Origin of the sequence: Desertihabitans aurantiacus, from assembly GCF_003344635.1 — a bacterium.
GTDB classification, from domain to species: Bacteria; Actinomycetota; Actinomycetes; order Propionibacteriales; family Propionibacteriaceae; genus Desertihabitans; species Desertihabitans aurantiacus.
Map to the genome: position 1 here is coordinate 1 of NZ_QPKK01000209.1, position 6,827 is coordinate 6,827.

Consider the following 6,827-nt stretch of genomic DNA (forward strand, 5'->3'; position numbering starts at 1 on the left):
GGTGGCGACGGCGAGCACGTCCTCGAGGCGGTCGTCCGGGCGGTAGCCGTGCGGGGTCTTGTCGGTGGCGCCGACGCCCCGCGGGTCGAGGGCCGCCACCCGGTGCCCGGAACCGGCCAGCAGGGGCAGCACCCGCCGCCACGACCACCAGGTGCGGCCGATGTCGGGCAGCACCAGCAGCAGCGGGCCGGGGTTGCGGTGACCGGCGAGGGCGACGTGGAAGCGGGTCCGGCGGGCGTGCAGCAGCCGGTGCTCCCAGGGGCCGTCGGGCAGCAGCGGGCGCAGCAGCGCGCTGAAGCCGGTGCTGCCGGGAGGGACCCCGGCCACCCGGGGCGGGGAGCCCGGTCGTGGCGTCGGGTCGCCGGGCAGGTTCAGAGCCACCGGCGCAGCTCCTCGGCCGCCGCCGCGGTCCAGGTGGCGACCGCGCGGAGCTGCGCCGGGACACCGCGGTCGCGGAGCGCGACCATGGCGGCGTCCCCGTCGGCGGCGGCCGTCTCGATCCCGCGCCAGCAGCGCTCCTGCCACCACAGCATGGTGGGCACCAGGTCGGCGCGGTCGGCGCCGGCGAGGCCGTAGCCGTCGGCCACCAGCCGCAGCCGGCGTCCGACCTCGTCCGCGTCGGCCGCCGGTCCCAGGCCGAGGTACTGCCAGCCGATCCGGGCCACGTCCTGCACGCGGCGGCCGGGTGCGGCCAGGTCCCAGTCGACCAGGGCGACCGGCAGCCAGCGGCCGTCGACCTGGCGGTGCACGGTGTTGCGCGGGTCCAGGTCGTGGTGGCAGACCGTCTCGGCGTCGCCGGCCAGGGCGGTGCCGGCGGTCAGGTCGTGGCAGCGGCGCACCAGCCGGCACAGCGCGAGCAGGGCGGCGTCGTCGGGGACGGCCAGCTCCGGACGGTCCACCGAGGTCACCCCGTCGAGGTGGCTGAGCCGCTCCCGGCCGTCGACGGTCAGCCCGAGCAGCCGGGGCGCGCCCGACCAGCCGCAGGCCTCGTAGTGGCGCAGCAACCGGTGCACGAAGTCCGCCCGCGGCCCTGGGCGCCGGTGCACCTCCGCGCCCACCCGGACCACCGAGGAGACGAACCCGCCCGGCAACGGGGTGCCGGCCGGGTCAGCGACCGGTGGCCGGGCGCCGGGCGCGGCGTCGGGCACCGCTCAGCGAACGTCGGTGGGCCGGGCCTCGATGGTGGAGGCCTGCTCTCCGTACTCCAGCTTGACCGCGACGTCGGCCCGGCCGCGCTCGATGGCGCTCTGCACGGCGGCCACGGTGGCCTGGCCCTCGGCCTGGGTGTGCTTCATGCCCTGGTTGCTGCGGATGCTGAGGATGCCGCCGAGCGCCAGGGCGGCGGCGACCACGAAGAGGATGCCGCCCATGATGAGGAAGCCGAGCGGCAGCGCTCCGGTCAGCATGGTCGGGTCCCGCGGCTCTGCAGGGGCGTCGGGCTGCAGCAGCAGGAAGAAGGCCAGGGACGCGGAGACGAACCACAGCGAGAGGGCGTTGAGGGCGAAGAAGGCGGCGCCGGCGAGCAGCGCGGCACCGAAGCCGAGCCGCTTGCCCATCTCGGTGGCCTCGAGCTTGCCCAGGGTCAGCAGCGACTTCGCCAGGGCGGTGATGTCCTGCTTGATCTTCTCCGTGTCCACGGTGCTGCCTCTCATCCAGACGACGTGCCGAGCCTAGTGCAGGCCCTACCCGGATCCCGGCGCGCCTCCCACCCGCGCCGGGAGCGGGCCGGGCGGCTCAGGCCTGCCGTCGGATGGCGCTGCGGTTGCGCAGGGCGAGCACCACCACCGCGATCAGCGCCGCCAGCACCGAGGCGAGCAGCACCGCGGTCTTCGCGTGCTCGATCACCTCCGGCGCGTCGGCGAAGGCGAGCTCGGCCACCAGCAGGGCGACGGTGAACCCGACGCCGGCGACCACGCTGACCCCCACCACGTCGCCCCAGCGGATGTCGGGGGCGAGCTCGGCCCGGGTGAAGCGGGCCGTCAGCCAGGCCCCGCCGGAGACGCCGACCACCTTGCCCACCACCAGGCCGAGCATGATGCCGAGCGGGACCGCCTGGGTGAACACCTCGCTGACCGCCTGCACCGAGACCACCACACCGGCCGACATCAGGGCGAAGAACGGCACCACGAAGCCGGCCGACACCGGCCGCCAGAAGTGCTCCCAGCGGTCGACCGGGTCGTTCGACTCCTCCGGGGAGGTGCGGGTCAGCAGGCCGAGCAGGACGCCGGCGATGGTGGCGTGCACGCCGCTGCTGTACATGCACCACCAGCACAGCACGAACAACGGCACCTGCACCCACCACCAGGTGTCCAGCCGCTTGCGCTGCAGCAGGAACCAGACCGCGGCGCACGCCAGCGCCCCGACCAGCCAGCCGAGCGCCAGGTCGGTGGTGAAGACGACCGCGATGACGGCGATCGCGCCGAGGTCGTCGACGATCGCGAGGGTGAGCAGGAAGGCCCGCAGACTGGTGGGCAGCCGGCCGCCGACCAGCCCGAGGATGGCGAGCGCGAACGCGATGTCGGTGGCCATCGGGACGGCCCAGCCGCGCAGGTCCCCGTCGGGGAGCCCGAGGTTGAGCAGCAGGTAGATCCCCGCGGGCACCACCATCCCGCAGAGCGCGGCGACGATCGGCACCAGCGCGGCCGACGGCTTGCGCAGCGACCCGGCCACGAACTCCCGCTTGAGCTCGAGCCCGGCGACGAAGAAGAAGATGGTCAGCAGCCCGTCGGCGGCCCAGTGCTGGATGTTGAGCGGGCCGAGGTAGATGTGGCGGAAGTCCTCGTAGCTGCTGCCGACGTTGGCCCAGATCACCGCGACCACGGCGGCGGCCAGCATCAGCACGCCGCCGACGGTCTCCATCCGCAGGACGTCGGCGATCGCGATCTGGTCCTGGTTGTCGGTGGCGCCGAACAGCACGACGCGGCGGCGGGTGCGGGTGGGCTGGTCCTGGGGCATGGGCGTCTCCTCGAGCGGTCGGGGAAGTGCACGCCGACCAGACTTCCCGGCACACCGCGGCCCACCCTAGCGGTCGGTGCCCCAGGGGCCGCCTCCTGACCGGGACCCGGTCCACCCCACCCGGCGCGGGTGGGGTGGACGGGTGCGCTCAGTCCTCCGACGGGGCCGAGGGCAGCTTGTCCTTGATGAGGTCCATCACCGAGGAGTCGGTGAGCGTGGTGACGTCGCCCAGCTCGCGGTTCTCGGCGATGTCACGCAGCAGCCGGCGCATGATCTTGCCCGAGCGGGTCTTGGGCAGCTCGGGCACCACCATGATCTGCCGCGGCCGGGCGATCTTGCCGATGTCGCGGGCGACGTGCTCGCGCAGCTCGGCCACCACGTCCTCACCCGCCTGCTCGGCGGTCTCGCCGCGCAGGATGACGAAGGCCACGATCGCCTGGCCGGTGGTCTCGTCCTTCGCGCCCACCACGGCCGCCTCGGCCACCTTGGGGTGGGAGACCAGCGAGGACTCGATCTCGGTGGTCGACATCCGGTGCCCGGACACGTTCATCACGTCGTCGACCCGACCGAGCAGCCACAGGTCGCCGTCGGCGTCCTTCTTGGCCCCGTCGCCGGCGAAGTACAGCCCCTCGAACCGCGACCAGTAGGTGTCGACGAAGCGCTGGTCGTCACCCCACAGGGTGCGCAGCATGGACGGCCAGGGCCTGGTGATGACGAGCAGCCCGGCGTGCCCGTCGGCGACCGGACGGGCCTCGTCGTCGACCACGTCGATGCTCACCCCGGGCACCGGGCGCATCGCCGCGCCCGGCTTGCCGGCGGTGACCCCGGGCATCGGGGCGATCATGTGCATGCCGGTCTCGGTCTGCCACCAGGTGTCGACCACCGGGGTGCGGTCGCCGCCGATGTGGGTGCGGTACCAGACGTAGGCCTCGGGGTTGATCGGCTCACCGACCGAGCCGAGGATCCGCAGCGAGGACAGGTCGTACTCGGCGGGGATCTGCTCGCCCCACTTCATGAAGGTGCGGATCGCGGTCGGGGCGCAGTAGAGGATCGTCACGCCGTACTTCTGCACGATCTCCCACCAGCGGCCCTTGTGCGGGGTGTCGGGGGTGCCCTCGTACATCACGCTGGTGGCGCCGTTGACCAGCGGGCCGTAGACCAGGTAGGAGTGCCCGGTCACCCAGCCGATGTCGGCGGCCGTCCAGAACACGTCGGTCTCGGGCTTGAGGTCGAAGCTGGCCCAGTGCGTCCAGGAGGTGCCGACCAGGTACCCACCGGTGGTGTGCAGGATGCCCTTCGGCTTGCCGGTGCTGCCGGAGGTGTACATCACGTACAGCGGGTGCTCGGCGGGGAACATCTGCGGGGTGTGCTCGTCGGCCTCGGCCTCCAGCGCCTCGTGCCACCACAGGTCGCGGCCCTCGGTCATCGCCGTCTCCTGGCCGGTGCGGCGCACCACCAGCACCGTGCGGACGTCCGGGCACTTCTCCAGCGCGGTGTCCACCGCCGGCTTGAGGGCCGAGGCCGAGCCGCGCCGGTAGCCGCCGTCGGCGGTGATGACCACGCGCACGTCGCAGTCGAGGATGCGGGTGGAGAGGGCGTCGGCGGAGAAGCCGCCGAAGACGACGACGTGCACCGCCCCGATCCGGGCGCAGGCCAGCATCGCCACCACGGCCTCGGGCACCATCGGCAGGTAGATCGCCACCCGGTCGCCGGCCTGCACGCCCAGCGTGGTCAGGGCGTTGGCGGCCCGGCAGACCTCGCGGGTGAGCTCGGCGTAGGTGACGGCGCGGGTGTCACCGGGCTCGCCCTCGAAGTGGAAGGCGACCCGGTCGCCGTGACCGGCCTCGACGTGGCGGTCCAGGCAGTTGTACGCGGCGTTGAGGGTGCCGTCGGCGAACCACTTGGCGAAGGGCGGGTTGGTCCAGTCCAGCGTCTCGGTGGGCGGGGTGCCCCAGCTGAGCCGCTTGGCCTGCTCGGCCCAGAACGCCTCCGGGTCCTGCGCGGCGACCCGGTAGGTCTCCTCGGTGACGTTGGCCTGCGCCGCCAGCTCCGGCGGTGGCGGGAAACGGCGCTCCTCGGTGCTCAGGTTGGACCACTCGGTCTCGCTCACTGACTGCCTTCCTCTCCGGCTCCGTGGGAACGAGGTCGACGTCGTCGGCGCAGGGCCGGGGTCGGTGCCTCGTTGCTCAGGCCGAGGCTAGCGGGCCGGTCGGACGGCTGTCAGGAGCGGACGCGCGGCGGACGTCAGGCCCGCTCGGAGGTGCGGACGTTGATGGCCGCGACCACCTCGGCGGCCCGTTCCTCGAAGACCGGGTTGACCACGGTGTCGTCGAGGTGGCCGTCCTCGCCGAGCAGCACCACCCGCGAGCCGAAGACGCCCTCGCGGACCTCGGCGCCGCGGATCTCGGCCCACCCGGTGAGCCGGTTGCCGAGGATGTGGCCGATCCGCACGCCCTCGGGCTCCAGGGAGATCTCGATCCGCCGCAGCCGCCAGGCGGCCACGCAGCACGGCACCCCGGCCACGGCGAGGAGGAGGAAGATGATCCGGGCGGCCAGCGGCGAGTTCGTCATCACCGGCTGGACGGTGGCCCAGACCGCCAGCACCAGCATCGCGGCGACCAGCACGCTCAGGCCGAGGGCGACCCGCAGCCGCACACCGGGCAGCTGCCAGTGCTGGCGCGCCGAACGTTCCTGGTCGGGCATGGTCTGCGTCATCTCGCTCCTGACGGGTCGCGCCTCAGTCTAGGCACGAGGCGGCCACCGCGACCGTCGCCACGGGCGAGGACCGGGGGCGTGTCAGGGGCATCCCGCCCACGCCGCGGGCGGCTCAGAGCGAGAGGCTGAGGGCGTCGTCGAGATCGGGCTCGTCGCAGGGCGCCGGACGCGCCCGCCAGCAGGAGGACTGGAACGGCAGCAGCAGCGGCTCGGGGTGGCGGGCCAGGGAGTCGAACAGCGCCGACACGTCCTGCAGCAGGGCCACGCTCTCGTCCTCCGACAGCCGCTGCACCGCGGGCCGTCGGGCCACCATCTCCAGCAGCCCGTCCCGGGTGATGGGGATCCAGTTGCGGAAGTCGCGCCGCTCCAGGTCGATGAAGCACTCGCTGTCGCGGATGGCCTCCACCGCGTCCTGGCCGTAGTCGCCGCGCATCGCCTCGGGATCGACCTGCTGCACCCGGGCGGCCAGCCGCTTGACCCACGGGACGGTGTCGTCGCGGGTGGTGTGCACCACCGACAGCCAGCCGTCGGGACGCAGCACCCGCGCGATCTCGGGCAGGGCGAGCCCGGGCGCGAACCGCTGCAGGGTGTCGGCGGCGGTGATGGCGTCGAACCGGCGGGACCGGAACGGCAGGCTCTCCGGCTGACCGACCACCTGCTGCAGCCGCGGTCCGGCGTCGGGGTCGACGGTCTCGGGCGGGGCGGCGGTGAGGTTGGTGCGGTCGCGGTCGACGACGGTCACCGCGAACCCGCTGCGGGCCAGCTCGCGGGCGAACGCAGGCGAGCCGGCAGCCAGGTCGAGGACGTCCCGCCCGGACGGCACCATCCACTCCAGGGCGGCGACCGGGTGCATGGTGCGCCGAGCCGTTGCCATGGGCGCACTCTAGTGCGGCCGCCGCCGTCTCCCGGCCCGTCGCCGCGCCGGGTGGGGACCCTTCGACAGGCTCAGGACGGCGCGCGGCGGGGCGGGCTGCCAGGGTGGGGGTGTGGACGACCCGTTGCTCGACCTGTGGCGGCTGGAGGGGGTGCCCTCGGCGCTGGAGGCCGCCCGGTCCGCGGCCGATGCGGTGCTGCGCGACCGGGGGCTGCGGGCGGTGCCGCCGTCGGAGCGGGCCCGGGCGCTGCTGAACGGGGCCGCGGCCAGCGCGGAGCTGGCC

At 73.9% G+C, this 6,827-nt stretch carries 7 protein-coding genes; all 7 read right to left on the bottom strand.

The features are described 5' to 3' along the window. A partial coding sequence (locus tag DVA66_RS14990; protein ID WP_232821981.1) for an alpha/beta fold hydrolase occupies positions 1–381 on the bottom strand: 381 nt, incomplete at its 3' end. Next, complete coding sequence (locus DVA66_RS14995) at positions 372–1,148, bottom strand: phosphotransferase (protein WP_114560807.1); 777 nt, start codon at positions 1,146–1,148, stop codon at positions 372–374. The genes DVA66_RS14995 and DVA66_RS14990, both read right to left, overlap by 10 nt. Before the next feature lie 3 nt (positions 1,149–1,151). Then, positions 1,152–1,637 (bottom strand): phage holin family protein, encoded by a 486-nt coding sequence (locus DVA66_RS15000; RefSeq protein WP_157974032.1) that lies wholly within the window; start codon positions 1,635–1,637, stop codon positions 1,152–1,154. A gap of 97 nt (positions 1,638–1,734) precedes the next feature. Further along, complete coding sequence (gene nhaA / locus DVA66_RS15005; RefSeq protein ID WP_114560809.1) at positions 1,735–2,955, bottom strand: Na+/H+ antiporter NhaA; 1,221 nt, start codon at positions 2,953–2,955, stop codon at positions 1,735–1,737. 148 nt (positions 2,956–3,103) lie between these two features. Next, positions 3,104–5,065: an acetate--CoA ligase gene (acs, locus tag DVA66_RS15010; protein ID WP_114560810.1), complete on the bottom strand. Its 1,962-nt coding sequence runs from the start codon at positions 5,063–5,065 to the stop codon at positions 3,104–3,106. A 134-nt stretch (positions 5,066–5,199) separates the two neighbouring features. Beyond that, a complete protein-coding gene (locus tag DVA66_RS15015; protein WP_114560811.1) occupies positions 5,200–5,670 on the bottom strand; it encodes a hypothetical protein in 471 nt (156 codons plus the stop codon). 112 nt (positions 5,671–5,782) lie between these two features. Continuing rightward, a complete protein-coding gene (locus tag DVA66_RS15020; RefSeq protein ID WP_114560812.1) occupies positions 5,783–6,544 on the bottom strand; it encodes a class I SAM-dependent methyltransferase in 762 nt (253 codons plus the stop codon). Between the last annotated feature and the right edge of the window lie 283 nt (positions 6,545–6,827).